The sequence below is a fragment of the Natrinema sp. LJW11 genome (genome assembly GCF_056135975.1).
Window position 1 is genome coordinate 230,051 of record NZ_JBWBDM010000006.1, and the last position, 23,850, is coordinate 253,900.

Sequence of the window (23,850 nt, forward strand, 5' to 3'; positions counted from 1 at the left end):
CGTCGGCCCGTTCGCACGGCTATGAACGCAGATGCCGTCGTCCTCGATATCGACGGAGTGCTCGTCGACGTGGCCGACTCCTACCGGCGGGCGATCGTCGAAGCCGTCGACGCGGTCTACGACCGGACGATCCGCAAGGACGACATTCAGCTGTTCAAGGACGCGGGCGGGTTCAACAACGACTGGGAGCTGACGAACGCCGCCGCGCTCTACATCCTCGCGACCGAGGAGGGCTATCGAGAGTCACTCGAGGAGTACACCGACGGGATCGCCGCCGCGGGCGGCGGCCTCGAGGCCGCCGAGACCGTCGTCCGCCAGGCGATCGGCGCGCGGGCGACCCAGCGCGTGACGAACCGCTGGGACCGCGAGCGGCTCCGCGACGTCTTTCAGCAACTGTACCTCGGCGACGAGCTTTATCGCGGCCTCGAGGGCGGCGACCCCGACCTCGAGCGCGAAACGCGCGGGTTCATCCACGACGAACCGGTGTTGCTCGAAACCGACGCGAGAGATCGGCTGCTCGAGGGATACGACGTCGGCGTCCTGACCGGTCGGCCGGAAGCCGAAGCCGAGATCGCGCTCGAGCGGGTGGGGCTCGAGGACGCGATTCCGGTCGAACGCCGCTTTACGATGGACGACTGGGAGGAAGGAAAACCGCACCCGCGAGCGTTGACGACGCTCGCGGAGCGATTCGACGCCGAGTCGGTCGTCTTCGTCGGCGACACGTTAGACGATATCCGGACGGCGGTCAACGCCGGCGACGCCGATTCGACCCGGAACTACCGCGGTATCGGCGTGCTGACCGGCGGGCTGACCGGCGAGGAGGGGCGGCGGAAGTACGAGCGCGAAGGCGCGGCTGCGGTCGTCGAGTCGATCAACGCGGTACCGGATCTGCTCGAGCTGTAGCGTCCCCGAGCGGGCCGGTAGTGGCCGTCTAGGGGGGACTATTCGCCGGGGAAGCGGACGAAGGTCAGCCAAAAGTTCTCGAACGAGCGGCCGAGATCGATAAATTCGTCCGGTTCGACCGGTTTCTGGACGTACGCGTTCGCGTGGAGGTCGTACGAACGGGCGATATCCTCTTCCGACGCCGAACTCGTCAGTACGATCACGGGGATCGACCGTAGCGCTCGTTCGGACTTGAGTTCGGAGAGGATATCGGAGCCGTCGACGTCGGGGAGCTGTACGTCCAGCAGGATCATGTCCGGCCGCGGGCTGGCGGCGTGGTCGTCGCGCTGGTGGACGAAATCGAGCGCCGCCTCGCCGTCGGTGACCGTGTGAATGTCGCTCGCGATGTTCGCGTCCTCGAACGATTCCGAGAACAGCCGCGCGTCGCCGGGGTTGGGTTCGACCAGCAAAATGGTGATCGCATCCTCGATCGGTGGAGACATACACCTGTTTGGAGCGAGCCGGAAAAGAAGTATACGGTTATCGGAGCTGAATGTACTCGTTTGTACACTGTTATCGACGGGCGACGGTGTCGCGATCGAACGAATCGGTCGGGCCGTTCACGCGACCGGCTCGTCCAGTCGGTGGCACGAATCGAATCGATCGTCGATCAGGTAGACGCTCTCGTCGCGAACGGTCACGGCGACCGAATCGAGCGAGGCACCGCGGCACGGTCCGGCCGTGCAGACGCCGTCACCGCACTCGAAGCGCGCGCCGTGTTCGTGACACACGAGGTGGTCGTCGCGGACGATCGCGCCGGGGCCGGGATCGAGTCGAACCGTCGGCCGGTGCGGACACGAGTTCCGCCACGCGGACACCTCGTCGCCCGTTCGTCGAAGGATCAGTTCCGCGCCCCGATCCCCGGCCCGAGCCACGCACCGAAGCGTTCCGTTCGTCGGGACCGCCGCGAGCGGAGCGACGCGGCGGGGGTCGTCGCTCGCCGTCGACGGCCGTTCGGCGGCGGTATCGTCGGTTTCGTCGGCTTCACCGGTTTCGTCGGCTTCATCGGCTTCAGCGGTTTTGTCGCCGCTCGGGCCTCCCTCGTTTCCCCCGTCGACGCTGAATCGAAACGTCGCGTCGTCGGTCGACACGTCGCCCTCGTCGCCGTAGACGCGAACGGAGGCGGATTCGTCGCGTCCCTCGAGCGTTACTCGAACGGAATCGGTCATACCCCCTATTTTCGGCCAGCCTAAAAGTACGTTCCGGACCGGGTCGCCCTCTCCGAGATCGGAATCGAGCGGTCGAATTCGGCCGTCGAGAACACGCGATACTCCTTTCAGGACGACGGGTGAACGAGACGTATGGACGAGGAAGTCACCGTCGACGTCGAGGTCGAAGTCGAAGTGGACTCGAACGAACTCGAGATCGAGGTCGGCGACGAACGAGAGTTCGAAGGCGAACTCGAAGCGAACGGGCTGACGATCGAAGTCGAAGCGGAGATCGAGGTCGAAGGTGAAGACGACGCGAGCGAAGAGTCGACCGACGGAACCGACGGGGACGAGGAACCGACGGAAAGCGAAGCCGAGCAGACGGAATCCGAAGACGACTGATCGGACCCGGCGTCCGTGCTGACGCACGGCTGAACGTCCCCTCGAGTCGTCGGTCCCCGAGTCTCGTCTGTGCCGAAAACGCCGGGGGCTGCCTCCGGTGCGCCACCGGACGACCCGAGTGAAGCCGGCCGAACGACTCCGAAACGGCGGGAGTCAGAGCGGGTTTTATTGTCACCCCATCCGAACGTCGAGCCATGTACCGCGCGTTAATCCCGGTCGACACGAACGAGGAGCGAGCGCTGGCGCAGGCCGAATACGTAACGTCACTGCCGAACGCCGCGGAGACGGTCGAGGCCTACCTCCTGTTCGTCTTCACCGAGGACAGCGACGACCTCCCACAGGAGTTCGAGACGTTCAAGTCGGCCTCGCGGATCGGCTCCGTCCGCCGCGCACAGGAAGCCCTCGAGGCCGCCGGCATCGAGGTGACGATCCTCGAGGATAGCGGCGACACGGAAGACGACATTCTCGAGGAAGCCGAGGCCTACGACGTCGATTCGATCGTCCTCGGCGGTCGAAAGCGCTCGCCGGTCGGGAAAGCGATCTTCGGCAGCACTACCCAGGGAGTCATTCTCAGTTCGGACCGTCCGGTGGTCGTCACCGGCGGCGGTGGTGAGGAGTAGCTCACTCACAGCCGGGCAGACTCGGAGCGTCGCTTGTTTCCGCCGGCAGCCATCTTATCCGGAACGGGACCGTTCATTCAGTATGGAAATTCGGGAACCGAAACCCGACGAGGCCGAGCGGATTCGCGAGCTCGTGGACAGTTCGATGACGACCTCGTTCAGGCTCAGTCCGCAGCAGATCGCCGGGATCACCGACGAACAGTTCGCCGACGACACCGTCGCCGCAAAGATCGACGACGAGGAGACCCTGCTTCACGTCGTCGAAACCGGCGAGGAGGTCGACGGCACGGTCACCGCGGGCTTCGTCGAGGGCCGCCTCGAGGACGAGTGGGGCGAAGTGAACTGGCTGTTCGTCGACCCCGAGCACCGAGGCAAGGGCATCGGAACGGAGCTGTACGAAACCGCGACCGACGCCCTTCGCGACCGCGGTGCCGACCACGTCTGCGTGACGGTTCTCGAGGCCAACACCGAGGGCCACCAGTTCGTCGAACGGTTCGGCCTCGAGCACGACGGCGACCGGCGTATCGAGGTCGCCGGCGAGTCCCTGGTAAAGTACGTGTACACGGATTCGGATATCGACGTGGAACTCCCGACGGAGTCGCGGGCGGAGGAGTCGAGTGACGAAGCGGACGCGAAAGGCGAATCGGGGACGGAGGACGCGGAGGCGGACGAGTTTCCCGAAACGGAGACGAGAGACGGGCACCTGACGGCGACGAGCGACGACGGGAAGACGGTGTTCATCGCTCGCGACGAGGAGGAGTCCGGCACCGCAGCGTCGTTTTACGTCACTTACGAGGACGAGGCGCACGAGGAACAGTACGGCTACTACTGTGCGAACTGCGGTTCGCTCGACGTCTCGATGGACAACATGGAACGGCTCGAGTGTAGCGACTGCGGGAACTCACACGCGGAGCGATCCAAGGAGTCGTACGACGACTCGCATCTCTGACGTCGAGGGCAGCCGAGCGCCGTTACTTCGCGAAGATGCTGTCGGCCGTCGCCGCGCCGATGACGCTGAAGACCGAGCCCACGGCCACGGCTTTGAACGTGACCTCGGCGTACTCGCCGTTCGTCTCGGGCTCGAGGAACGTCTCGGGAGCACCGAACAGGAGCGCGAGGATAGTGACCGAACCGAAGGTGACCAGCATCAGCGAGATGAAACGGATCGGGATCCCGGCGACTTCCTGTTCGTCGTCCGCGTCTCTGGTCGTGTCCGCCTTGTACAGCGCCGCGTAGCCGATAGTGAAGACGATAGCGACGATCGCCAGCGCCTGCAGATCGTGCATGTTCTCCGCGAGCGTCCAGACCTCTTCGGTGACCACGAACGGACCGGCGAGCAGGAACCCGCCGACGACCTGCTGGGCCGAGTCCGCGAGACGGAAGTCCTGCGGACGGCGCGGCCGGCGAAGCTTCATAGCGGGAAATTACGGTGGAGCGATAAAACCGTCCCGCTTGAGGAGGCGGGTTTACACGAACAACAGCAACGCGGCGTAGCCCGCCGCACCGCCGGCGAACGCCCAGAACCGACTCTCGCGGTCGGACGGTAGTTCCTCCTTGATCACGTTGAGGATAATCCCGCCGGCCAGAAACGGCACGAACACCGCGATGAGGAGTTCGGTGTCCTCGAGGACGTAGCCGCCGGCGAAGCCGGCGATCACCGATGCGGACAACAGCCACCGTCCGCGGCGATGGTACGCCTTCCCGTGGTGATCTCGGAGGCTATCGTCCGTGACGAGGAAGTGCAGCGCCATCGCGACGGTAAACAGGAGGACGCTACCGAGTTCGCGATCCCACAGGAGGTACCCGACGATCGCGTTATAGGCGGCGAACGATCCGACGTGGATCCAGAAGACGTCGGTTCCGGCCGGTTCTGTGCTTCGTCCCGAATCGGTGTTCGACCACTGGGCGAGGTTCTCGAGGCCGTAGAAGGTGACGAAGCCGAGGAGCGCGATCAGGTAGCCGTGGTGTTCGGCGAAGGCGGTCGGGTCCCCGTGTTCCGCGAGCGTCGCCGCTGCCTCCCCGACTTCGGGCAAGAGGTGGACGAACACGTACGCGACCGAGACGCCGCCGGCGATCGACAGCCATCGGCTCCGCGGAATCCGGCCGCCAAAGCCCAGTCGGCCGGCGAAGAGATGGACCAGCGCGAGCGAAAGCGCGAACGCCGGTGTGAGCACCGCGTCTGAAAACGGCGCGTCGCTCGAGAGCATCGATAGGAAACGATACCATCTCCGAGACTATCGGTCTGTGGCCGGCCGACTCAGTCGTCGACGCTTCGTGGTCGATCTCCGCCGATCGGCATCGCGTCGCCGACCGTCCCCGCCGTTCGCCGGACGAGACGAACGAACGCCCGCCGCCGGCTGACGAACAGCGCCGTCCCGAGCACGAGGTAGATCCCGCTGTAGACGAGCAGGAGGTCGGTGCTCGAGACCGGCAACGCGACGAACTCGCGGATGAGGGCGAACTCGAGGAAGACCTGCGAGAGGAACAGGACGAGCAGGGTGAGCGCTTCCCTGACCGATATTTCGAACCGGAGCAGCAACGAGACGGCGAAGAAGGACTGGGCGGCGGTCAGCCAGATCTCCGCGGATTGTTTGAAGTCGAAGGCGAGGACGCCGTACTGGCCGAGCGCGAGGGAGTGGACGACGACGAGCGTCCCGATGAGCAGCGTCCACTGGTTGAGCTTCGAGGAGATGAGCGCGTTAAAGCCCGCCGTCGAGCGCGCCTTGTTCACCAGGTAGACGACGACGATGAGCTCCGGCGCTTCGGATGCCAGCGGCGCGATCCACTGAATCATGAAAAAGGAGGGGATGCCGACGCTCTCACCGAGTGACTCGAGCCCGTGTGCGAAGGGCTCGACGGCGGTGAAGATCATCACGCCGGAGTAGGCGAAGAGCACGAGGACGATCGCGATTCGGCCCGGTCTCGAGAAGCGCTGGAGGTACGCCGGCACGCCGACGTGATCCATGTCCGGTTCGACCTCGCCGCGGATGATGACCGCGATGTAGCAGACGTAGAGGCCGACCAGAAACAGCATGTCGAAGATGTCGATCCCGCCGTTGAGCGGGACGAGGAACGCCCAGAGCGTCGCGATGAGGAGAAACACGATCTCGAGGCCGATCTCTCGATCGAGGGTCACGACGTCGGTGAGGAAGCCAGGGCGGTTCTCGACGGCGGGGTCAGCCGACGACCCCCGGCGGAAGATCGTAAAGAGGGCGACGCCGGCCCAGCCGATGCCGATGAGGATCCGGTTCGCGCCGGTCATGTTGGCGACCGCCAGGTTGCCGGCCTCGATCCCACGCTCGGTCCCCGCGAACACCCCCGCGTTCCACGCGTAGAGCGCGTCGACGGCGTACTCGGGCGCGACCGCCAACACGGCGAGGACCGCGATCGCGAACGCCTGCGGGACGTCCTTTTCGGCGGTTTCGGCGGCCCACGCGAGGAGGAACGCCGAACCGAGCACGGCGAGTCCGGTCACGATCACCGTGCTGAGCGTCGAGAGCGTTCGGAGCGCAGCCGGTGCTCGATACTCGAGCCCGATGGCCGTCATGAGCCAGGGGAGGAGATCGGTGGCTACCACGACGGCGACCCAGGGGAGTGTCAGTGCGACCGCGGCCGAAATCGCGCCGAGTGCTCGTCGTCTCATGAAACTCGTCTCGAAACGGGTACCGGTCGAAGGGGCATACGTACTGCGATACGATGTCGATACTGCCTGCTACTGCGGCGCTATTGCTGGGGCGTCCGTTCCTCGTAGGGCTGGACGACGACGAACCCCTCCGAGCCCGTAAACTCGAGCTGGTAGGTCTCGTCGGAAGACTGACCGATCATGTTCGAGAGGGCGCTGTCGACGTGACTGCCGGGAGTGGTCCCGCTCCAGGCGACGGTCGCGCTGGGATCGGTTCTGACGGGGGGTGTCAGGACCAGCGGCTCGCCGTGGGTCGTGATCGCGACGCTGCCGGGACCCTCGAGGAAGACGTTGGTCATGCCGCCGGCCGAGAAGCCGGCGATGCTCTTGATGGTCCGGATCTCGTAGTTCACGCTCGACTCGAACGCGAGCACGTCGTTCCCGTTGACCGAGATAGACTGGCCCGCGTCGAGTTCGAGGATCTGAATCTTCTTCTCCCGATCCGCCAGATAGAGGTGACCCGTACCGGTCGCCTCCATCACCGGCGTTCCCTCGCTCGTGGCTTTTTCCTTGAGGAATCCGGTGATTCCGCCTTCGGCGGAGGATTTCCCCTTGAAGGAAATATCCCCGTCGTAGGCGATCATCGATCCGGCCTTGGCAGTTACTGAACCGTCGAGGTCGACGTCCAGTAGCTTCCCGTTCTCGAGCTGGAAGGTCTCGCCGCCGTCTTTCGGTTCGTTCGCGCTGACGAATTCATCGACGTTCATGGTATCTCGAGCCAGACGGCTCTCCCGATCGTTGGGCGGGATCGTCCAAATAGTTACCTGTCGATACCGTTTCACTCGTTGAAACGTCTCCGACGATCAGGTTTCGTTCCGAACGAAATCGGCCGCCTTCTCGGCGATCATCGTCGTCGGCGCGTCCGTGTTGCCGCTCGTGATCGTCGGCATCACTGAGGCGTCGACGACGCGCAGCCCCTCGAGCCCGCGGACCCGGAGCCGGTCGTCGACGACCGCCTGCTCGTCGTCGCCCATCTTGCAGGTGCCGACGGGATGGTACAGCGTCTCGGCCGTCTCGCGGATGTGCTCGATCAGTCCCTCGTCGCTTTGCACGTCGGAACCCGGGAGCACCTCCTCGCCGCGATACTCGTCGAACGGCTCCGCCTGCAGGATTTCCCGGACCAGTTTGATCCCCTCGAGCAGCACCTCGAGATCGTCGCCCTCGGTCAGATACCGCGGGTCGATGGCCGGTTCGGCGAAAGGATCGGCGGACTCGAGGGTGATCCGGCCGCGGCTGTCGGGACGGAGCCGGAGCGCGCCCAGGGAGAAGCCGTGTCCGTCGGGGTTGTCGAACCCGTGGTCAACGAAGTACGACGGCGCGAAGTGATACTGGATCTCGGGCCGCTCGGCGTCCTCGGTGACGGTCGCGAAGCCGCCGGCCTCGGCGATGTTCGAGGTCAGTAGTCCCGTCTTCAGCACCAGGTACGTGAGGAGGTTCCGGATCGTGTCCGCGTCGGCGAGACTGATCGGCTTCTCGCACTTGTAGTTGACACCGACTTGCAGGTGATCCTGAAGGTTTCGGCCGACGCCGGGGAGGTCTGCGACGACGGAAATACCGTGTTCCGCGAGGTGGTCCGCCGGACCGACGCCGGAGAGCATGAGCAGGTGGGGCGAGTTGACGGCACCGGCCGAGAGGATGACTTCCTCGGTCGCATCGACCGTCGCGGGACTCCCGTCGGCGTCGTCTCGAGCGTACTCCACGCCGACTGCCGTGGTCCCGTCGAAGCGGACCCGCGTCACCCGCGCTCCCGTCACCGCGGTCAGGTTCGGCCGATCCAGTGCCGGTTTCAGGTACCCGTCTGCGGCGCTGTGGCGACGGCCGTCCTTCTGGGTGACCTGGTAGAAGCCGACCCCTTCCTGCTCGCCGGCGTTGAAGTCCTCGTTGCGGGGCAGGCCGACCGTCCGTCCGGCATCGATGAACGCTTCGCTGAGTTCGTTCGGCGACCGGAGGTCGGCGACGTGGCGCGGTCCGCTGATCGAGTGATAGTCCGAGGGGCCGCGCTCGTTGTCTTCGGCCCGCATAAAATAGGGGAGGACGCCCTCGTACCCCCAGCCGTCGTTCCCCGAGTCCGCCCAGTGATCGTAGTCCGCGGGCTGGCCCCGAACGTAAATCATCGCGTTGATCGAACTCGAGCCGCCGAGGGTCTTCCCGCGGGGCCAGTAGAGTTCCCTGTCGTGGAGTTCCGACTGGGGCGCGGTGTGATAGCTCCAGTCGACCCCCGATTGGAACAGGTCCGAGAACGCCGCCGGAATGCCGATCTCGCGGTTTTCGTCCGGTTTCCCGGCCTCGAGCAGCAGTACCTCGGTGTCGGCGTCGGCCGACAGCCTGTTCGCGAGCACACACCCGGCCGGCCCCGCGCCGACGATTACGTAATCGGCGGATCGTCCTTCCCCTGTCATGATATACCAACACATATGAGTGGTGGATATAGTAGTTCGCCTCGCGGAAACGAGCCGGACCACTCCGTCGGGGTCCACAGGAGCGAGCGTACCGCGATGGAAGACGCGGGTTCAGGCAGCGGAGAACCGGTGCGACCGATCGCCGCCGAACGCACCGGTACGCCTATGGAGACGTTGTTCGTCCGCACGTGTATGCGACGCGAAACGTTCAACGGGTCCGGGAAGTGCACCCTCGTCTTCGTGCTGGGGTGGGGGAACCGGATCGAACACGAGAACGTGCGGTGGCTCGTCGACCGACTCGTCGAGGCCGACTACCGCGTCACCGTCTTTCAGTTACCGACCGTCGTCACCGACTTCGGAACGGAGTGGGTGAAACCCGTCGCGGAGTTCGTCGACGGCCTCGAGTCGTACCGACTGCTCACCCACAGTACCGGTGGCCTCGTCGCCGAGTACCTCGAAGGGGCCGAGCACCGAGTCTACCTGAGTCCGTGGTGGGGATTCCACGCGGACATGCGGAATCCCGTCGTCTCGCTTGCGGCGAAGCTCCCGCTCGCGTGGTCGATCCTGCCGACCGGGGGTGCGGACCGCGAGATGCTGGGCGAACTCACCACCGACCGGCAACTGGCGGACACGCCGAGCCGGATCGCACCGACGTTCCTCCGCGAGGCCAACCGCGCCCAACGACGGCTGGGTCCGTTCCAGTTCCTCGAATCGGGCGTCGTCTTCTACACGCCCGAGGACGCCGTCGTCGGCGTCGACGCCATCCGCGAGCGCGTCCCCGAATCGAATCGCGTCGTCTACGAAGGCGGCCACCAGTTGTTCGATTCCCCCTCTCGTGAGGAGCACGTCGGGACGATTCTGGACGCGCTCGAGGAGGGGCCCGCGGCGCTGGGGTGACGGCGGAGCAGACCGATGGCCGGTCGATACCCTCGTTTCGACGCGCGAAAAATAGACCGTGATCGGCAACGGATCCCCGGACCTATGCGAAATGAGACGGTCTCGCTGTCGCGAACGATATCACTTGTACCGATAGTCCGATATCTCGGCCTCGTCTTCATCGGCGGGGATATCAAGGTCCCATTCGTACGCCGTCGCTCGTTCGTAGGTAGAGTCGGGGAAGTTGTTGTTGACGCGGTCCCGGATGAAGGATCCGACCTCGAGGCTGGCCTCTGCACTGCTGTTCGACGAGTACGGGAGTTGGAATCCGACGATGGAGTTCAAATACTGGAGTGGAACCGGATAATCACTCTCGTTGTAACACCACTCCCACTTTTCACCGAGTTCGGTCGTGGACGGGCCCCCGATTTGTCCGGAGTCACAATCCCCGCTCGATAGTTCGCTGAAAACCGTCTGTGCGAGACTGATAGGGGATCCGACCGTCCCCAAGATCCCTTCTAGCGCGGTCGCCGATACCGATGCTAGCACGTCGTCGTACCCGCCATCCGACGGAATCTGTTGCTGTGCTTCCTCCTCGTACTCCGAGATCGAACCGCTACCGTTGACGACCTCTTCCCATCGAGGGACCGTACTGCTGTCGATAAACCCGGCGTACTGGTAGGCCGGTTTAATCGCGACGTCGACGCGAGACGGAGACCTCGTTATGAGTTGGCATCCCAACTGCTCGCGAAGCGCGCTCCCCTTGTGGTATCTGTCGTTCCCCTTCCACATGTGGGAGACGAGACTGACCGCGAACCAGTGAGTCGTAGTCGTATCGGGATCCGACGAGTATCCCAGGTATTCGAGACCCGGCTGGATCTGCTTGAATGCGTAGTCGTAAACCGTCGAGGGGGCGAGCGAATATTTGGCATCGATGATCGGCGTGTTTGGTCCCCAGCCCCCGGTGTACTTATCCGACCCACCGAGGTCGATATCCTCGGGACCGATAGCGCCAACATCTATTGCGCGTGTGCTGTCCGCCGCAACGCCCAGACTCGCGATGGCCCCCGCAGTCATTACTCCCGCTCGCTTCAGCGTCTGTCGCCGTGTGACATCCGTTCTCTCGGCGTCATTCGGTCTATCTTGCTTCTCCATAGACATCGATATCATTCTACGATAGTTTATAAATATATTATGTTCGTGTTAGTATACATTAGTGTATTACTAGACGATTGAAACAGCGATTCAGAGAAGTGAATCTATCGAGAGTCCTCAGCGGGGGATCCAGTCGACTGTTCGACTCTCTGTCGAGGCCGACGCATCGAGACGATCCTCGCGGCGCTCGAGGATGGCCCCGCGGCACTGAAGCGACCCCGGTAGTCCCTTCCGTGATCGGGAAGCGAATCGCCCCCGGATATCAACGGCCTGAACGTGTAACGTAACGTCGGAACTACGAGCGGATGGAGAGTGCGGTAGATGGTTCGTCGCAGAACGGGAATCGTACTGTTCCTCGCAGTCGTCCTGCTCGTCGCAACCGCGGCCTACGGCGTCCTCGCGGTGGACCGTCCGCAGATCGAATCGGTCGACAACGAGTGGGGGACCGTCACGAACGACCGAACCGAAGTCGAGACGCGGATCGGCGTCGACAATCCGCTGTTGCTCCGCGTCGGCGACGCCGCGGCGGACGTCTCCTATACGGTTTCGATGAACGACATCGAGTTCGCGACGGAGCGAGAAAATCGCGCCCACCTCGCCGGCGACGAGAGTACCGTCAGCGTCTCGACGCGGCTCGATAACGACGAGATTCCGGCGTGGTGGGCGTCCCATATCAATCGCAACGAGACAACGACGGTGCGAGTCCAACCCGACGTCGTCGTCGACGTCGCCGGAATCCGAGTTCCGGCGGACGAGTGGACGCAAACCCGGACGGTCCACACGGACCTGCTCGAGCCGCTCGAAACGAACGAGAGTCGGGAGTTTCAGGCGTACGGCCGGACGGTGATGGTCGTCGACGACACGAACGCGGCGTGGGGGAACGCTACCGCGAACCGAACGCCGATCGACGCGTCGGCGACGGTGACCAACCCGACGCCGATCCCGGTACCGATCGCGGAGATCACGTACACGGTCCAGTTGAACGGAATCGTCGTCGGAGCGGGCACCGCCGCCGAACGGACCGTGCTGGAGCCCGACGGGACGCAGACGCTCGAGGCCGACGCGGCCATCAATAACTCGAAACTCGACGAGTGGTGGGTCACCCACCTCCGGAACGACGAGACATCGACGCTGACGGTCGACTTCGACGCGACCCTCGAGTACGGCGGCGTCGAACGGACGGTTCCGCTCGAGTTCATCTCGTCCGAACGGACGTTCGAGACGGACCTGCTCGGCGCGGCGGACTCGAGTGCCAACGAGTCGGCGGGGAACGAGTCTGCGGGGGAGAGGACGGGAGTTATCGGAGGTATTCCGTGAGTACCGTTACTGCCTGATCGATCGGATCATCCCGGATCCGGCAGACGTAATCGGTCATCAGCGACGGTGTGAGCGATGCAACTGCGTGCGGAACAATCGAACTCTCTCGTGGTGCCGCTCGGTGACGGTAGTCAGTTGCCTCGAGCGGAACGCGTTCGTCGTACCACGTCCGCGTCGTCAGTCCCATCACGACGTATTGCTGGTCATCGAAGGGGTGACGTTCGTTGTTGACGATGATCTACGGCCACGTCGCGTCGTCATCCGGTTTGAACGGATCGGGAGCGAGGACGACGTGACCGCGCAGGAGGTCGTCGAACGACGGTGAGGTCTCGGTCACTCGTCGCGCTCCCCGCTGTTCCGTGCTGCAGTCAGCCACTCGTCCCGGCTCTCCGGCCCGAGTTCATCGTCGAGGAACGCCGCCGTCGATTGGAATATCGCCGCATCGCCGACTGCCTCGAGATCACCGATCGCCCAGTACGGTTCCCTGTGGCGAACCAGTTCCCGCTCCTCGAGCCGGTTCAATACCGGATGAATCGAATTCTCGTTGACCGCCGTCGCGTCGGCTATTTCAATCGCTCTGTACGCTTTGTCTCGATTCTGTGCGAGAAAACCCAACACTCGCTCCGCGTTCGTCCGCCGGCCTGTGGAATCGTGTGACTCGAAATCGTCGATACTGATGGGCATTCCGTAATCGACAGTTCGTCGACAGTAGTAATAAATGTATGCCTGTATTCTTGTATTCCATCCGCGCGTAGCAGGTCCTTCCATCGCTCTTTAGACAGAATATCACGAAATCGATGAAGAATCGAGACAGTATGTCCACCAATAGGTTGAGCTTTTTCGGACTCGGCCACATTAATCTCGAGTATGACCGACTTCCGCGGCGCCTGGAGCGAAGACGAGGTCACGACCTTCCTACAAGAGGCGACGATCCCGATCCGGATCGCCACCCGACGGCCGGACGACTCGCCGTGGGTCGTCACGTTGTGGTTTCGCTATCGCGACGGCGCGCTCGAGTGTGCGACGGGAGCGAACGCGGACGTGGTACGCTTCCTCCGACACGATCCCGAAGTCGCCTTCGACATCTCGACCAACGACGTCCCCTACCGCGGGATCAGGGGGAACGGAACCGTCGAACTCTCGTCGGATAGCGACAAGGCGGTCCTGCGAGACCTCATCGAGCGATACCTCGGCGGGACGGGGTCCCCGCTCGCGCGGCGGTTGCTCGACGACGACCGCGACGAGGTTCGCATCCGACTCGAGCCGCGAGCGGTCTACAGTTGGGACTATAGCGAACGGATGAGGGAAGGCACGGGCGAAAAATCCGAATAACGGCCGGTAGTACGTTCGTTTCCGTCTCGGTGTGTCCAGTCGGTCAGACGGTTTGCTGTACCGATGGACCGGCGCGACCGCAGGCCGGTTGCGGCCGTGTCGGGAATGACTGACAGCAGACCGTCTCAGTCGTCGGCGCTGGGTTTGATCGCCTTCGGCCCGTCGGAGTCGCCGCCGCGCGGGAAGTTGTCGATCGTCTCCTCGCGGAACGCCTCCTCGTCGAACTCGTAGTCGTCGCCGAGGAAATCGAGTACCGTGTGCGTGTCCCGCATGGCGTTCTTGAGACACGTCGAGGCACCCGGCGACGGCGTGATGTTGAAGATGACGTCGTCGCCGACGATCTTGGCCTCGCCCATATCGAGTGACCTGTTCTTCGTGTCGACGATCTGCGGGCGGACGCCGCCGTAGCCCTTCGCGCGTTCGATGTCCTCGAGCTCGACGCTCGGAACGACCTTCTGGACGTGGGGCAGGAACTGTTTCGGCCCGATGTTCGGAACGTCGTAGACGAGGTTCCGGAGCACGTACGGCAGGAGGATCCGATCCGAGAGGATGTTGGCGTAGCTCAGGAACGCCGCCGCGTTCAGTCCGAACACGTCGAGGAAGTCCTTGACGGTCGTGATGCGGCCGCGCTCGAGCGTCGGGACGAGTTTTGCGGTCGGCCCGAATCGCGTAATCGACGAGTCGTGGACGTCCGCGTCGCCGTGGACTGCGGCGAAGGGCAGTTTCTTCATCTGGAGCGTGTAAACCTTCCCGTTCAGGAGGTCGTCCGCGAGGAAGAAGCTCCCGGCGATGGGGAGCAAGACCTTGTCCTGACCGTAGCCGAGTTCCTTCGCGATCTGGAGGCTGTGCGAACCGGCCGCGACGACTGTCGCGTCGCAGTCGAAGCGTCCGGCGTCCGTTTCGATCGTGTAGCCGTCCAGCGTCGGCGTGATGTCCGTGACTTCCGTTCCGGTGAAGACGTCGACGTTCGCCTCCTCCTCGGCCTCAGCGACGAACGACTTCGTCGTTTCACCGTAGTCGACGACGTAGCCGTCCGGCGTCTGCAGCGCGAGCATGTCCTTCGAGGGATCGCGCCCCTCGACGACCTTCGGCTCGATCTCGCCGATCTCCTCGCGATCGATCGGTCGGAGTTTCGGGAAGAGGTCGCCGAAGCCGTCGTCCTCGTACCGTTGCTCGAGTTCCGCGACCTCCTCGTCACCGACGCCGAGCACCATCTTGCTGCGCTTGGCGTGCATCTCCCGGTCGGGATCGTTGTTCTCCAGATAGCCCGCGAGGAGCTCCGCCCCCTCTTTGACCTCTTCGGCCTTCTCGAGCGTGTAGTTGGTCTCGATGTCCCCGAAGTGGAGGGTCTGGGAGTTGTTCGTGTGGTGGGAGTTGATCGCTGCGATCTCCGATTCCTTCTCGATCAGCGCGATCGAGTCGATATCAGTGAACTTCGCGGTCGTGTATAGAAGTGATGCGCCACTGATACCACCGCCGACGATTACGAGGTCGTATTTGCCAGACATTATTGATCGGTGTGGTCGGTATTGCCAATGCTCGACTCCAGACTGATAACTCATATTTTTTCGATCGGGTTTTCGACGGTCGTCGTATCCCGCATCGACGGCTGTATGCTCGGATGTTGGATACCAGGAAGAAAGTGCCCATATCTCGAGACACGCGACCTGTGTCCGGAGATACGGCTGAGGGGACCGACTCGTGATCCAGCAATCTGCTCCCGTTCTCGCCGCTCGACCCCACCGATACGGTGTCATTCAGCCGCAGTTGTATCGACAGTCGACGTACCGGTCCACATCCGTGCTCTCGAGCGCGGGAGTGACCACTCACTCGTTGCACGGTGGCGGGGAGAAAACGCGCGTATGGAACGGAAATAAACCCTCAAGTCGTTGTCTCGGTCCCGTGGGCTCCGAGTGGGGACGATCCGTTTCCGGTTTCGGTCTACTCGCGCGAGTCGTGTTCCTGATAGATGACGTGGCCACACGCCTTGCAGTGTGACGCATCGCGGTCGTGATACGAGAGTCCACAGTTCGGGCACGTGACGTTGATCTTCCCTCGATGGTTCCACTCGCGGACGATTCTACTCGCCTGCCACGGGATAACGATGATACCGGCGAGGATCGCAGCTACCGTGACCCACCGCCCTGCGGTCGTGATCGGGACGATATCACCGAATCCGACGGTCGACAGTGCCACCACGACGTAGTAGAACGCGTCGCCGAACGTACTGACATCGGGGTTGGCGACGTGTTCCGCGCTGTAGAACAGGCCTGCAGAGACGAAAAGAAGCACCAGCACCGTCAACAGCAGCTTCAGCGCGCGTAAGGCGTTATCCGAAATCGTCCCGAAGAAGAACTCCGCATCCTGCGTGAAGCGGTAGAACCGGAGGACGCGAACGACCCGAACCACGCGCAGGAAGCCGACGGTGGCGACCATCGCGACGCCCGGCAGCAACATCACGAGCAACGTCGGGAGAATCGCGATCAGGTCGACCACGGTGTAAGGATTGGTGGCCTCTTCGAGGCGATTCGCCGCACCGTAGAGTCGAAGAACGTACTCCATCAGAAACACGACGGCGATCGCTATCTCGAGTTGCCAGAGTCGAAACTGAAGGTCGGCGGAGAGCGGATAGGTTTCCGCGACGAAGACGGCGACGAAGACGAGGTTGAGTACCAACAGCGTGATGTCGATCGCTTTTCCCAGCGCAGTCCGGTGATCCAGGAGATAGAAGCGGACGGTTTCCCGAACGTCACGGCCGCCAGGCGGCGATTCGATCGTCATTCGACAGTCGTACTCCGAGTGCGAGATACGTAGGCTCTCGGTTATCGGAGTGAGGGAACCCTTTCGGTTCCCGGCTCGCGATCGTCCCATCGGAGGGAAAAACGATCGGTCCCCATTAGAGGGAGAGGCAATCGGTGCGCTCACACACGAAGCCAGCGTCGGCGATGCCGACTGATTTCGCATCGAGAACGAGACGCGGATACGAACCGGAGAACAGCGCCCGACGAGGACCGGGCGGAGTCCGAGTAGACTTTAGGTGTTCACCGGCTATGGTACACGTGAATTCTAACGAGGTCCGCCGTCAGTGGGCAGAGCGGACTGGAGAGTACTCCCCGGAATATTACGCCTACTACGGCCCGGACGAGCGCAGCGAGTCGATTCTCGAGCGTCTCGAGCGCTTCGTCGACCGAGAGGCGTCCGTCCTCGAGTTGGGCTGTAGCTCGGGCCGGCACCTCGCACACCTCTACGACCACGGCTTCGAGAATCTGGCAGGGATCGACGTCAACGACGACGCGTTCGACGTGATGGAGGAGACCTATCCCGACCTCGCCGACGCCGGCGCGTTCTACCACGACACCATCGAAGGCGTCGTCGGCGGCTTCGACGACGACCAGTTCGACGTCGTCTACTCGGTCGAGACGCTCCAGCACCTCCACCCGGACGCGGAGTGGGTCCTCGAGGACATCGCTCGGATCACCGACGACCTCCTCATCACGGTCGAAAACGAGAGCGAGGCCGAGGATCAGACCGAGCACCCGGAGTCGACCGACCCCGACGTGAGCTACGTCAACGACGACTTCCCCCTCTACCACCGCGACTGGAACCGCGTGTTCACCGAACTCGGATTGCTCGAGGTCGAGATGGAGCGAGGCAAGCGGGATACCGTCCGGGCGTTTCGAACTTCGCAGGAGTAGCTGTTTTCTCGGCGGCTCGAGCGGTCGACGGACGCAACGTTTTGAGTGGAGACGTGCTACGAGCCAGTAGATGGACGCCGAACGTTGGTGGCCACCGTTCGTCGAGGTCGTGGCACTCGTGTGGATCGGCCTGTTCGTCGTCGACGTTGCGGTCGGTTTTGAGCTCCTCGTCGTCTCCGAGTCGCTCGCGACGACGGTTCGGGCCATCCTCCGGTGGCTCCTCGTCGTCTTCCTCCTCGACGTCGCGCTCCTCTATCGGTGGTCGGACCAGGGTCCGCGGGCGTTCGTTCGCTCGAACTGGTTCCTCATCCTCACCGCCGTCCCGTGGTTCCGACCGTTCCGGCTGCTCCGCATCGGGCGGTCGATCCGCGCGCTTCGCCTCCTCACCGGATCACGCCGGGTCGGCTCGTTCCTCAACAAGATTCGTCGAAAGTGCCACAGCCTGTGGCACCGACTGCGGAACTGAAGACCCTGCCCAGCCCGGTAGCCACTCGTCGACCGGCCACCACGCGCTCCGCCCACTGTCGGATTCTCCGACCGGCGCCGAGCGCTGGTAGTCGACGAACCGAACGTCGACGTGGACGGATCGGCTCGTCTGCGCATCGATCGCGGTCTGTAGATCCGCCGCCAGTTCCTCGTCTTCGAGCCCGCTCGTGCGTCCCACGGTTACCGTCACCGAAACCTCGTCGCTGAACGCGCTCCCGTCGTTGTACTCGGTCTCGACGCCGGCGAGTTCCAGCGAAGCGTACTCGGGTTCCTCGAGGACCTCCTGGACCTCGCTGTTCACCTGCTGTTCGAAGACGAGGTGCTGGTAGGTCCCGAAGGCGGTCACCGCCACGACGACCAGAAATAGCAGAACGATGACGGCGTACGCACCCGTGCGCAGCGAGACGGCGGCGTTCTCGCGGACGTTGCTGATGACCGACGAGCGGTAACCGAGGGCGATGAGCGTGAGGTACGCGGTGAGGTTGATGAACACGATGTTCATCAGGAGCAGGACGATGCCACCCGCGACGATGAGCGGCTCGCCCCAGGCTGTGCCGATGCCGGCTGCCGCGGCGGCGGGAACGATGGCCGCGGCGACGGCGACGCCGGCCAGCGAGACGGGAAGGTCGGTCGCGAGCGCGAGCGCCCCGGCGAACCCGGCCGCGATGGCGATGATGAGCGTCAGGAGGTTCGGCGTGGCGAACCCGCTCACCTGGCCGACACGACCGACGGCCAGCGTCGACGGCACGAACCCGGTCTGTTGGAGGAACACGCTCATCGCGATCGCGCCGAGGTACGCGACGACGAGTCCCGTCACCTGCGACGTGGCGCTGTCGACGACCATCTCGCGATCGCTGATGACGGCGCCGGCGCTCGCGGAGAGCGTCGACCCCGCGAACGGCGCGATCACCATCGCGCCGACGATGACGATGGCGGAGTCCAGCAGGAGGCCGGCCACCGCGACGATCGCGCTCGCGATGGCGAACGCGAGGTACGTCGCCGTATCCGGCGTCAGGTCCTCCGCGCGCTCGCGAATCTCGGAGTGCGAGGCGCCGCGCTTTCCTTTCGGTCCCTCGACGTAGCGGTCCGTCAGCTCCTCGGCGTTCGGCACGGTCGCCCGATCGACCTCCGTGACGACGGTGTACGTGTCGTCCGCGAGACCGGCGTCGTACAGTCGCTCGAGGACCGCGTCCACGGCCCCCGCCGGAACCGGGATGTTCGCCAGACTCCCGTCCCGATGCTCGTCCGCGTCGCTGAAGACGAACTCCACCTCCATCTCCGCGAGCGTCTCCCGTACAAGCTCGTGGTCGTCGCTGGGAACGAAGACCTGAATGAGTCGCATACCGACCGGTCGGAGTAGATGGCATTTACTAACTGCCGACTAAGATCGTAACGATGAGCATATAGGGTACCTCAGCGGGCGTCACGATATACGTCTGATACGTTTCCGGCGTTCGAACAGATCTCGTTCAACAACCGTCAGGCGTTTCAGTCGGTTACCAGAACGCTGGACTGGCGCTGGGGGGAGAACAGTTCCACACCGGTACCGTCGCTCACGCTTCGAGACGATCGATCGACTCAGTTCGACTCGTACTCGACGAGTTCGACCTCGAGTTCGAGTTCGCCCTCCTCGGTGTAGGTGGCCACGTAGGGGGCGCTCCCGCCGTCCGAGCCGCGGAGACAGCTTTGCTGGGAGCGCTCGCCGTCGACCGTCGTCTCGACGAAGACGCACTCGATCCCCGCGTAGGAGCGTTGCTCCGTGACCTCGGTGATCTGGGTCCCCTCGTCGGTGGTGGTCTGTTTGCGGTTGCCGACCGAGGGGTTGGTAAAGCCCATCTCGAAGTAGTAGAGCACGGCGGCGCTCTGGAGGGCCAAGATCGGCGCGTGTGCGGGTGTGAGGAACAGCTGGCCCATCACCTCGTCAGGGGGACTCGTTGTCGTCGATTGATACTGCTCGTCGCCGAACTCGTAGTCGACGCTCACGGATACCTCCTCGCCGGCATCCTCGATGTCGTACACCAGCTGCCCGGTGACCCGTTCGCCGGTCTCCTCGTCCATCCCCGCGAGGTCGAAGGCGTAGTGACCCGGTCGACTCAGGTTGAACCAATCGTCGTCCGCGTCGACCATCGAGTTGAAGTCGTCGCCGTCGCCATCGCCGCTACCGGTCCCATCGTTTTCGCCGTTTCCGACGTCACCGACTCCGCCCATCCCGGTACAGCCCGCGAGGGCGACCGAGAGGACGACCGCCACCGTCAGCAGAGTGTGGGTAGTCAATCTCGTGTTCAGGAATCGATCCAGTCCGGATTGTCCGCGTGATTCGTCCATGTGTCGTGTCGTTCTTCCGCTCTCAGTTCGTTTCGACGGCGAACGACTCGACGATTCGTGCAGCGAGTTCGTCGAGTCCGTCGTCGTCGTTCCAGTCCACACCGAGGACGTACCCGGTCTCGCCCTCACGGACGAAGCGGTACGTGAGCCGCCAGCGCTCACCGTCGGGGACGCTCCAATAGGCGCAATCGATCACCTGCTCCGTCTCCCCGGTCTCGAGGAAGCTATCGCGCCGCTCGAGGCGCTCGATCGCCCGAACGTGCTCGTCGGCCTCGAGGGCCTCGAGGAAGTCCGCGACGTACTCCGCTAGCGTGAGGGCGACGCCCTCGTCGACGGAGACGGTCGCGCCAGCGGAGCCCGTCCGGTCGTCAAAGGACGCCCCGCCCGCGGGCTCCGTCTTCGCGGACCAGGTCGTCGGATACGCGAGCCGGTAGCCGTACTCGTCGTCGGTGTACGTCTCGAGCGACGGTGTCGGTCCCGCTCCGTCTAACGTATCGTCGCCGGCCCCAATCGCTCGGCCATCGCTCGCTTGTCCGGCCGGATTCCCCGGTTCCTCCCGATTCGTGGGCACGCCGTCACCTCAGACCAGCCCGTCGGCGATCCCCGCGACGACGGGCAGACGAGTCGTCTCGCCCCGGTAGGACGTGACCACGAGGTAGGCCCAGATCGCGAACCCGCCGACCGCGAGTCCCAACCAGATCAATCCGAGAAACAACGAGATGATGCTCCCGATGACGAACGTGTTCATACCGGCGAACAGAATCGTGATGAGAGTCCCGACGACGCTCACCCCGATATAGGCCAGGACGAACAGGCCGGAAACGACCATGCTCTGGGCGGCGTGAAACCGCACGAACCGGTTGTCGCCTTCGATCACGAAGAAGAGCAGTCCCGTGACGAATCCGAACAGATACGAGAGCGCTCCCGCGACGTTCGGCTCGAGCCCCGATTCGGTTTCCGCCGCTTCTACCGCTCGTTCGGCCTCGATCTCGACGTCTCGTGTATTGCTTGCCATTGGTGGTCTCAGTGAGGGGCTCCGTCGTCGTGCCCGCTCCAGTACCAGTTAGCAGGTGCGACAGTCAGTTATACGAACCGAGTGACATCAGTTCAGTCGGTGACATCGTCTCAAATCGTGAGACGGCGCTCGGCGGCTAGTCCGGTTCCGCTCGAGAGAGGCGCAATCGACTCGAGGTGCCGTCTCATCGTCGCAGGATCGGTGACTGACCAGTGGACTTAAGAGCCTCATGAGTCACTATCACCCTGTGAATGGATGCCGAGGGACTCATCGAGATCGTCAGGCAAAAGCCGGTACTCGACGCGCTCCGCGAGGAAGGAGGGATAGATCGACGAGAGTTAGAACAACGCCTGAACGTCTCTCGGTCGACCGTCCACCGATTCACCCGATCGCTCAGGGACAGTGGCTTGATCGAACGCACCGACGGCGAGTTCGTCCTCACGCCGTTCGGTGAAGTGACCGCCGCGGAGGTCGCCGACTTTCAGTCGACGATCGAGGCCGCGTCGGAACTCGCCCCCATCCTCCAAGTTGTGGCCGCTCACGACATCGATATCGACATCGCGGCGTTCACGGACGCGACCGTGACGACCGCTGCGCCCGGTGATCCCTATCGCCCGGTGAACCGCTTCATGTCGCTGGTGAAAACGACCGAGACGTTGCGGGGGCTCGACCCGGCGACCATCAACCCGCTGCACGTAGACGAGTTGTCCGACCGCATCAACGCCGGGATGAAAACGGAGGCCGTCTATCCGTCGGCGGTAGTCGAGGAAATCCTTACGTCGAACCCGGAACGGGCACGCGTAGCCATCGAAAGCGGAAATCTGACATTCTGGACTCACGATGACATCCCGTTCGGACTGACGCTCTGTGACGACCGAATCGGCGTCGGCATCTACGACGACGAGACGGGGTTGCTGCGCACGTACGTCGATACCGATTCACAGGCCGCACGCGAGTGGGCCGAGGATCTCTATGCGAACTATCGCACCGAAGCGACTCCCCTCGCGGAGGAGTTCGACTCGCTCGAGTTCACTAGCGGACACTGAGGACGTTGGATTTGGATTCCCCAGCAACACCGCCTCCCGTCGGAAATAGCGGCCTCGGCACTCGGCCGGGAACGACTCGCATCTAGGCAACGAAGACGTATCAGTTCGGGCCGAAGGCAACTTATGTTCCTGCTCGATCTATGACAGAATCATGTACAGACACCTGACACACAACGGCCGACAGACTGGGGAGAGACCGTAGATGTGCACGCGATTGGTGTATCTCGGACCCGAGCACATCGTGCTCACCGGTCGGTCGATGGACTGGCACACCGAGATCGGAACCAACATCTGGGTATTCCCACGCGGAATGGAGCGAACGGGCGAAGTCGGTCCAGCCTCGATAGAGTGGACCGCTGAGTACGGCAGCGTCATCGCCTCGGCGTACGATATCGCGACGACCGACGGGATGAACGAGGCGGGTCTGGTCGCGAACGTCCTGTGGCTCACCGAATCCGACTATCCCGAGTGGAACGGCGACACGCCTGGACTGTCGATCTCGCTGTGGGCGCAGTACGTCCTCGACAACTTCGCGACGGTCGCCGAGGCTGTCGAAACCCACCGGAACGAGGAATTCGTCGTCGTCTCCGACGAGATCCCGGACGAAGGCCGGCTCGCCACCCTTCACCTGTCCATCTCGGATGCCACAGGTGACAGCGCCGTCCTCGAGTACGTCGACGGCGAGTTGACGATCCACCACGATCGGGAGTATCAGGTGATGACGAATTCCCCGACGTTCGACCAACAGCTCGCACTCGACGAGTACTGGTCGGAAATCGGCGGAACAGTCATGTTACCAGGGACAAGTCGCCCGGCCGACCGATTCGTCCGCGCGAGTTTCTACGTGGACGCGATCCCGCAGACCCAGAACCGTCGAACCGCAACGGCGAGCGTCTTCGGGGCGATCCGCAACGTCTCCGTGCCGTACGGAATTAGTACGCCGGACGAACCGCATATCTCCTCGACGCGTTGGCGCACGGTCGCGGATCACCGGGACCGACGCTATTACTTCGAGTCGGCGCTCTCACCGAACGTTTTCTGGCTGGACCTCGACGGGATGGACTTCGATGCCGATGCCGGCGTTCGATCGCTGTCGCTCGGTGAGAACCAGGCGAACGTCTTCGCCGGCGATGTCGCCGACGAACTCGTCGAGACTGAGCCGTTCGAATTTCTCGGTGTCCCGTCTCCATCGGGCTGATCCCAGCTACTTCCGACGCATTCTCATTATAGATACATCGGCAGTTAGTGACGTCAGCAATCGGCCGTTCTCATGTGGCAGAACCAATCGAGAAACGGCGGCGGTACAAGTGCAACGAGTAAATCAATAGCCTCGATACTCGAACGAAGACGATGTACTCGTAACGCAGAGTCGAATCCGTCCGCACTCACTTCAGCAGGTGGTATTCGGAC

General features: G+C 63.3%; 26 protein-coding genes. 11 read left to right on the forward strand and 15 right to left on the reverse strand.

All coding sequences use genetic code 11. The annotated features are described in order from the left end of the window. The first annotated feature begins 21 nt into the window (after positions 1 to 21). A complete protein-coding gene (locus AC0QDI_RS17170; RefSeq protein ID WP_474670334.1) occupies positions 22 to 903 on the forward strand; it encodes a TIGR01548 family HAD-type hydrolase in 882 nt (293 codons plus the stop codon). Between the two features lie 38 nt (positions 904 to 941). On the opposite strand, the gene AC0QDI_RS17175 is transcribed toward AC0QDI_RS17170, so the two are convergent. Both AC0QDI_RS17175 and AC0QDI_RS17180 read right to left on the reverse strand, forming a co-directional pair. Then, positions 942 to 1,385 (reverse strand): response regulator, encoded by a 444-nt coding sequence (locus AC0QDI_RS17175; protein WP_474670336.1) that lies wholly within the window; start codon positions 1,383 to 1,385, stop codon positions 942 to 944. A gap of 117 nt (positions 1,386 to 1,502) precedes the next feature. Next, entirely contained in the window at positions 1,503 to 2,111 is a 609-nt protein-coding gene (locus AC0QDI_RS17180) for a Rieske (2Fe-2S) protein (RefSeq protein WP_474670338.1), read from the reverse strand. Between the two features lie 132 nt (positions 2,112 to 2,243). Here AC0QDI_RS17180 and AC0QDI_RS17185 point away from each other — a divergent pair, with 132 nt between their 5' ends. The 3 genes from AC0QDI_RS17185 to AC0QDI_RS17195 all read left to right on the forward strand — a co-directional run bounded on the left by AC0QDI_RS17185 (position 2,244) and on the right by AC0QDI_RS17195 (position 4,061). Then, entirely contained in the window at positions 2,244 to 2,492 is a 249-nt protein-coding gene (locus AC0QDI_RS17185; protein WP_474670340.1) for a hypothetical protein, read from the forward strand. A gap of 194 nt (positions 2,493 to 2,686) precedes the next feature. Then, complete coding sequence (locus AC0QDI_RS17190; RefSeq protein ID WP_474670342.1) at positions 2,687 to 3,112, forward strand: universal stress protein; 426 nt, start codon at positions 2,687 to 2,689, stop codon at positions 3,110 to 3,112. A gap of 82 nt (positions 3,113 to 3,194) precedes the next feature. Then, positions 3,195 to 4,061 (forward strand): GNAT family N-acetyltransferase, encoded by an 867-nt coding sequence (locus AC0QDI_RS17195; RefSeq protein ID WP_474670344.1) that lies wholly within the window; start codon positions 3,195 to 3,197, stop codon positions 4,059 to 4,061. 22 nt (positions 4,062 to 4,083) lie between these two features. Here AC0QDI_RS17195 and AC0QDI_RS17200 read toward each other — a convergent pair whose 3' ends face one another. The 5 genes from AC0QDI_RS17200 to AC0QDI_RS17220 form a co-directional block, all read right to left on the reverse strand. Continuing rightward, positions 4,084 to 4,527 carry a DUF2391 family protein gene (locus tag AC0QDI_RS17200; RefSeq protein ID WP_474670345.1) on the reverse strand — a complete coding sequence of 148 codons (444 nt, stop codon included), beginning with the start codon at positions 4,525 to 4,527 and terminating at the stop codon, positions 4,084 to 4,086. 51 nt (positions 4,528 to 4,578) lie between these two features. Beyond that, positions 4,579 to 5,319 (reverse strand): hypothetical protein, encoded by a 741-nt coding sequence (locus tag AC0QDI_RS17205; protein WP_474670346.1) that lies wholly within the window; start codon positions 5,317 to 5,319, stop codon positions 4,579 to 4,581. A 50-nt stretch (positions 5,320 to 5,369) separates the two neighbouring features. After that, complete coding sequence (locus AC0QDI_RS17210; RefSeq protein ID WP_474670348.1) at positions 5,370 to 6,755, reverse strand: sodium:calcium antiporter; 1,386 nt, start codon at positions 6,753 to 6,755, stop codon at positions 5,370 to 5,372. 80 nt (positions 6,756 to 6,835) lie between these two features. Continuing rightward, complete coding sequence (locus AC0QDI_RS17215) at positions 6,836 to 7,501, reverse strand: AIM24 family protein (protein ID WP_474670350.1); 666 nt, start codon at positions 7,499 to 7,501, stop codon at positions 6,836 to 6,838. 96 nt (positions 7,502 to 7,597) lie between these two features. Beyond that, entirely contained in the window at positions 7,598 to 9,193 is a 1,596-nt protein-coding gene (locus AC0QDI_RS17220; RefSeq protein ID WP_474670352.1) for a GMC family oxidoreductase, read from the reverse strand. 192 nt (positions 9,194 to 9,385) lie between these two features. Between AC0QDI_RS17220 and AC0QDI_RS17225 the strand changes: the two genes are divergently transcribed. Then, the gene (locus tag AC0QDI_RS17225; RefSeq protein ID WP_474670354.1) at positions 9,386 to 10,090 is read left to right on the forward strand and encodes an alpha/beta hydrolase; all 705 of its coding nucleotides are present in this window, start codon (positions 9,386 to 9,388) and stop codon (positions 10,088 to 10,090) included. Positions 10,091 to 10,210: 120 nt separating this feature from the next. Here the strand turns inward: AC0QDI_RS17225 and AC0QDI_RS17230 are convergent, their stop codons facing one another. After that, positions 10,211 to 11,146 carry a hypothetical protein gene (locus tag AC0QDI_RS17230; RefSeq protein ID WP_474670356.1) on the reverse strand — a complete coding sequence of 312 codons (936 nt, stop codon included), beginning with the start codon at positions 11,144 to 11,146 and terminating at the stop codon, positions 10,211 to 10,213. 399 nt (positions 11,147 to 11,545) lie between these two features. Here AC0QDI_RS17230 and AC0QDI_RS17235 point away from each other — a divergent pair, with 399 nt between their 5' ends. After that, positions 11,546 to 12,541 carry an LEA/WHy family protein gene (locus AC0QDI_RS17235; RefSeq protein ID WP_474670358.1) on the forward strand — a complete coding sequence of 332 codons (996 nt, stop codon included), beginning with the start codon at positions 11,546 to 11,548 and terminating at the stop codon, positions 12,539 to 12,541. Positions 12,542 to 12,874: 333 nt separating this feature from the next. Here the strand turns inward: AC0QDI_RS17235 and AC0QDI_RS17240 are convergent, their stop codons facing one another. After that, complete coding sequence (locus tag AC0QDI_RS17240) at positions 12,875 to 13,225, reverse strand: TrmB family transcriptional regulator (protein ID WP_474670360.1); 351 nt, start codon at positions 13,223 to 13,225, stop codon at positions 12,875 to 12,877. A 183-nt stretch (positions 13,226 to 13,408) separates the two neighbouring features. Here AC0QDI_RS17240 and AC0QDI_RS17245 point away from each other — a divergent pair, with 183 nt between their 5' ends. Next, on the forward strand, positions 13,409 to 13,873 hold the full coding sequence (locus AC0QDI_RS17245) for a pyridoxamine 5'-phosphate oxidase family protein (RefSeq protein WP_474670362.1): 465 nt from the start codon (positions 13,409 to 13,411) through the stop codon (positions 13,871 to 13,873). Positions 13,874 to 13,998: 125 nt separating this feature from the next. Here the strand turns inward: AC0QDI_RS17245 and AC0QDI_RS17250 are convergent, their stop codons facing one another. Both AC0QDI_RS17250 and AC0QDI_RS17255 read right to left on the reverse strand, forming a co-directional pair. After that, complete coding sequence (locus AC0QDI_RS17250; protein WP_474670364.1) at positions 13,999 to 15,381, reverse strand: FAD-dependent oxidoreductase; 1,383 nt, start codon at positions 15,379 to 15,381, stop codon at positions 13,999 to 14,001. Between the two features lie 433 nt (positions 15,382 to 15,814). Further along, complete coding sequence (locus tag AC0QDI_RS17255) at positions 15,815 to 16,654, reverse strand: ion transporter (RefSeq protein ID WP_474670366.1); 840 nt, start codon at positions 16,652 to 16,654, stop codon at positions 15,815 to 15,817. 278 nt (positions 16,655 to 16,932) lie between these two features. On the opposite strand from AC0QDI_RS17255, the gene AC0QDI_RS17260 reads away from it, so the two are divergent. Together AC0QDI_RS17260 and AC0QDI_RS17265 are read left to right on the forward strand one after the other, a co-directional pair. Next, positions 16,933 to 17,568, forward strand: coding sequence for a class I SAM-dependent methyltransferase (locus tag AC0QDI_RS17260; protein WP_474670584.1), 636 nt, complete (start codon positions 16,933 to 16,935; stop codon positions 17,566 to 17,568). Between the two features lie 70 nt (positions 17,569 to 17,638). Next, the gene (locus AC0QDI_RS17265; protein ID WP_474670368.1) at positions 17,639 to 18,034 is read left to right on the forward strand and encodes a hypothetical protein; all 396 of its coding nucleotides are present in this window, start codon (positions 17,639 to 17,641) and stop codon (positions 18,032 to 18,034) included. On the opposite strand, the gene AC0QDI_RS17270 is transcribed toward AC0QDI_RS17265, so the two are convergent. The 4 genes from AC0QDI_RS17270 to AC0QDI_RS17285 all read right to left on the reverse strand — a co-directional run bounded on the left by AC0QDI_RS17270 (position 17,960) and on the right by AC0QDI_RS17285 (position 21,394). Continuing rightward, positions 17,960 to 19,396 carry a DUF389 domain-containing protein gene (locus tag AC0QDI_RS17270; RefSeq protein WP_474670370.1) on the reverse strand — a complete coding sequence of 479 codons (1,437 nt, stop codon included), beginning with the start codon at positions 19,394 to 19,396 and terminating at the stop codon, positions 17,960 to 17,962. The genes AC0QDI_RS17265 and AC0QDI_RS17270 overlap by 75 nt on opposite strands. A 236-nt stretch (positions 19,397 to 19,632) precedes the next feature. Continuing rightward, the gene (locus tag AC0QDI_RS17275) at positions 19,633 to 20,379 is read right to left on the reverse strand and encodes a hypothetical protein (protein ID WP_474670372.1); all 747 of its coding nucleotides are present in this window, start codon (positions 20,377 to 20,379) and stop codon (positions 19,633 to 19,635) included. A 22-nt stretch (positions 20,380 to 20,401) separates the two neighbouring features. Next, a complete protein-coding gene (locus AC0QDI_RS17280; protein ID WP_474670374.1) occupies positions 20,402 to 20,950 on the reverse strand; it encodes a hypothetical protein in 549 nt (182 codons plus the stop codon). A gap of 9 nt (positions 20,951 to 20,959) precedes the next feature. Further along, entirely contained in the window at positions 20,960 to 21,394 is a 435-nt protein-coding gene (locus AC0QDI_RS17285; RefSeq protein WP_474670376.1) for a DUF4870 domain-containing protein, read from the reverse strand. 251 nt (positions 21,395 to 21,645) lie between these two features. Here AC0QDI_RS17285 and AC0QDI_RS17290 point away from each other — a divergent pair, with 251 nt between their 5' ends. Together AC0QDI_RS17290 and AC0QDI_RS17295 are read left to right on the forward strand one after the other, a co-directional pair. Then, positions 21,646 to 22,440 (forward strand): helix-turn-helix transcriptional regulator, encoded by a 795-nt coding sequence (locus AC0QDI_RS17290; RefSeq protein ID WP_474670378.1) that lies wholly within the window; start codon positions 21,646 to 21,648, stop codon positions 22,438 to 22,440. A gap of 202 nt (positions 22,441 to 22,642) precedes the next feature. After that, positions 22,643 to 23,638, forward strand: coding sequence for a linear amide C-N hydrolase (locus tag AC0QDI_RS17295; protein ID WP_474670380.1), 996 nt, complete (start codon positions 22,643 to 22,645; stop codon positions 23,636 to 23,638). Positions 23,639 to 23,850 lie beyond the last annotated feature (212 nt).

Bases quoted from the DNA above. Each gene is read 5' to 3' on its own strand.
- AC0QDI_RS17170 (WP_474670334.1), top strand. From the start codon at position 22: ATGAACGCAGATGCCGTCGTCCTCGATATCGACGGAGTGCTCGTCGAC.
- AC0QDI_RS17175 (WP_474670336.1), bottom strand. From the start codon at position 1,385: ATGTCTCCACCGATCGAGGATGCGATCACCATTTTGCTGGTCGAACCC.
- AC0QDI_RS17180 (WP_474670338.1), bottom strand. From the start codon at position 2,111: ATGACCGATTCCGTTCGAGTAACGCTCGAGGGACGCGACGAATCCGCC.
- AC0QDI_RS17185 (WP_474670340.1), top strand. From the start codon at position 2,244: ATGGACGAGGAAGTCACCGTCGACGTCGAGGTCGAAGTCGAAGTGGAC.
- AC0QDI_RS17190 (WP_474670342.1), top strand. From the start codon at position 2,687: ATGTACCGCGCGTTAATCCCGGTCGACACGAACGAGGAGCGAGCGCTG.
- AC0QDI_RS17195 (WP_474670344.1), top strand. From the start codon at position 3,195: ATGGAAATTCGGGAACCGAAACCCGACGAGGCCGAGCGGATTCGCGAG.
- AC0QDI_RS17200 (WP_474670345.1), bottom strand. From the start codon at position 4,527: ATGAAGCTTCGCCGGCCGCGCCGTCCGCAGGACTTCCGTCTCGCGGAC.
- AC0QDI_RS17205 (WP_474670346.1), bottom strand. From the start codon at position 5,319: ATGCTCTCGAGCGACGCGCCGTTTTCAGACGCGGTGCTCACACCGGCG.
- AC0QDI_RS17210 (WP_474670348.1), bottom strand. From the start codon at position 6,755: ATGAGACGACGAGCACTCGGCGCGATTTCGGCCGCGGTCGCACTGACA.
- AC0QDI_RS17215 (WP_474670350.1), bottom strand. From the start codon at position 7,501: ATGAACGTCGATGAATTCGTCAGCGCGAACGAACCGAAAGACGGCGGC.
- AC0QDI_RS17220 (WP_474670352.1), bottom strand. From the start codon at position 9,193: ATGACAGGGGAAGGACGATCCGCCGATTACGTAATCGTCGGCGCGGGG.
- AC0QDI_RS17225 (WP_474670354.1), top strand. From the start codon at position 9,386: ATGCGACGCGAAACGTTCAACGGGTCCGGGAAGTGCACCCTCGTCTTC.
- AC0QDI_RS17230 (WP_474670356.1), bottom strand. From the start codon at position 11,146: ATGACTGCGGGGGCCATCGCGAGTCTGGGCGTTGCGGCGGACAGCACA.
- AC0QDI_RS17235 (WP_474670358.1), top strand. From the start codon at position 11,546: ATGGTTCGTCGCAGAACGGGAATCGTACTGTTCCTCGCAGTCGTCCTG.
- AC0QDI_RS17240 (WP_474670360.1), bottom strand. From the start codon at position 13,225: ATGCCCATCAGTATCGACGATTTCGAGTCACACGATTCCACAGGCCGG.
- AC0QDI_RS17245 (WP_474670362.1), top strand. From the start codon at position 13,409: ATGACCGACTTCCGCGGCGCCTGGAGCGAAGACGAGGTCACGACCTTC.
- AC0QDI_RS17250 (WP_474670364.1), bottom strand. From the start codon at position 15,381: ATGTCTGGCAAATACGACCTCGTAATCGTCGGCGGTGGTATCAGTGGC.
- AC0QDI_RS17255 (WP_474670366.1), bottom strand. From the start codon at position 16,654: ATGACGATCGAATCGCCGCCTGGCGGCCGTGACGTTCGGGAAACCGTC.
- AC0QDI_RS17265 (WP_474670368.1), top strand. From the start codon at position 17,639: ATGGACGCCGAACGTTGGTGGCCACCGTTCGTCGAGGTCGTGGCACTC.
- AC0QDI_RS17270 (WP_474670370.1), bottom strand. From the start codon at position 19,396: ATGCGACTCATTCAGGTCTTCGTTCCCAGCGACGACCACGAGCTTGTA.
- AC0QDI_RS17275 (WP_474670372.1), bottom strand. From the start codon at position 20,379: ATGGACGAATCACGCGGACAATCCGGACTGGATCGATTCCTGAACACG.
- AC0QDI_RS17285 (WP_474670376.1), bottom strand. From the start codon at position 21,394: ATGGCAAGCAATACACGAGACGTCGAGATCGAGGCCGAACGAGCGGTA.
- AC0QDI_RS17290 (WP_474670378.1), top strand. From the start codon at position 21,646: ATGGATGCCGAGGGACTCATCGAGATCGTCAGGCAAAAGCCGGTACTC.
- AC0QDI_RS17295 (WP_474670380.1), top strand. From the start codon at position 22,643: ATGTGCACGCGATTGGTGTATCTCGGACCCGAGCACATCGTGCTCACC.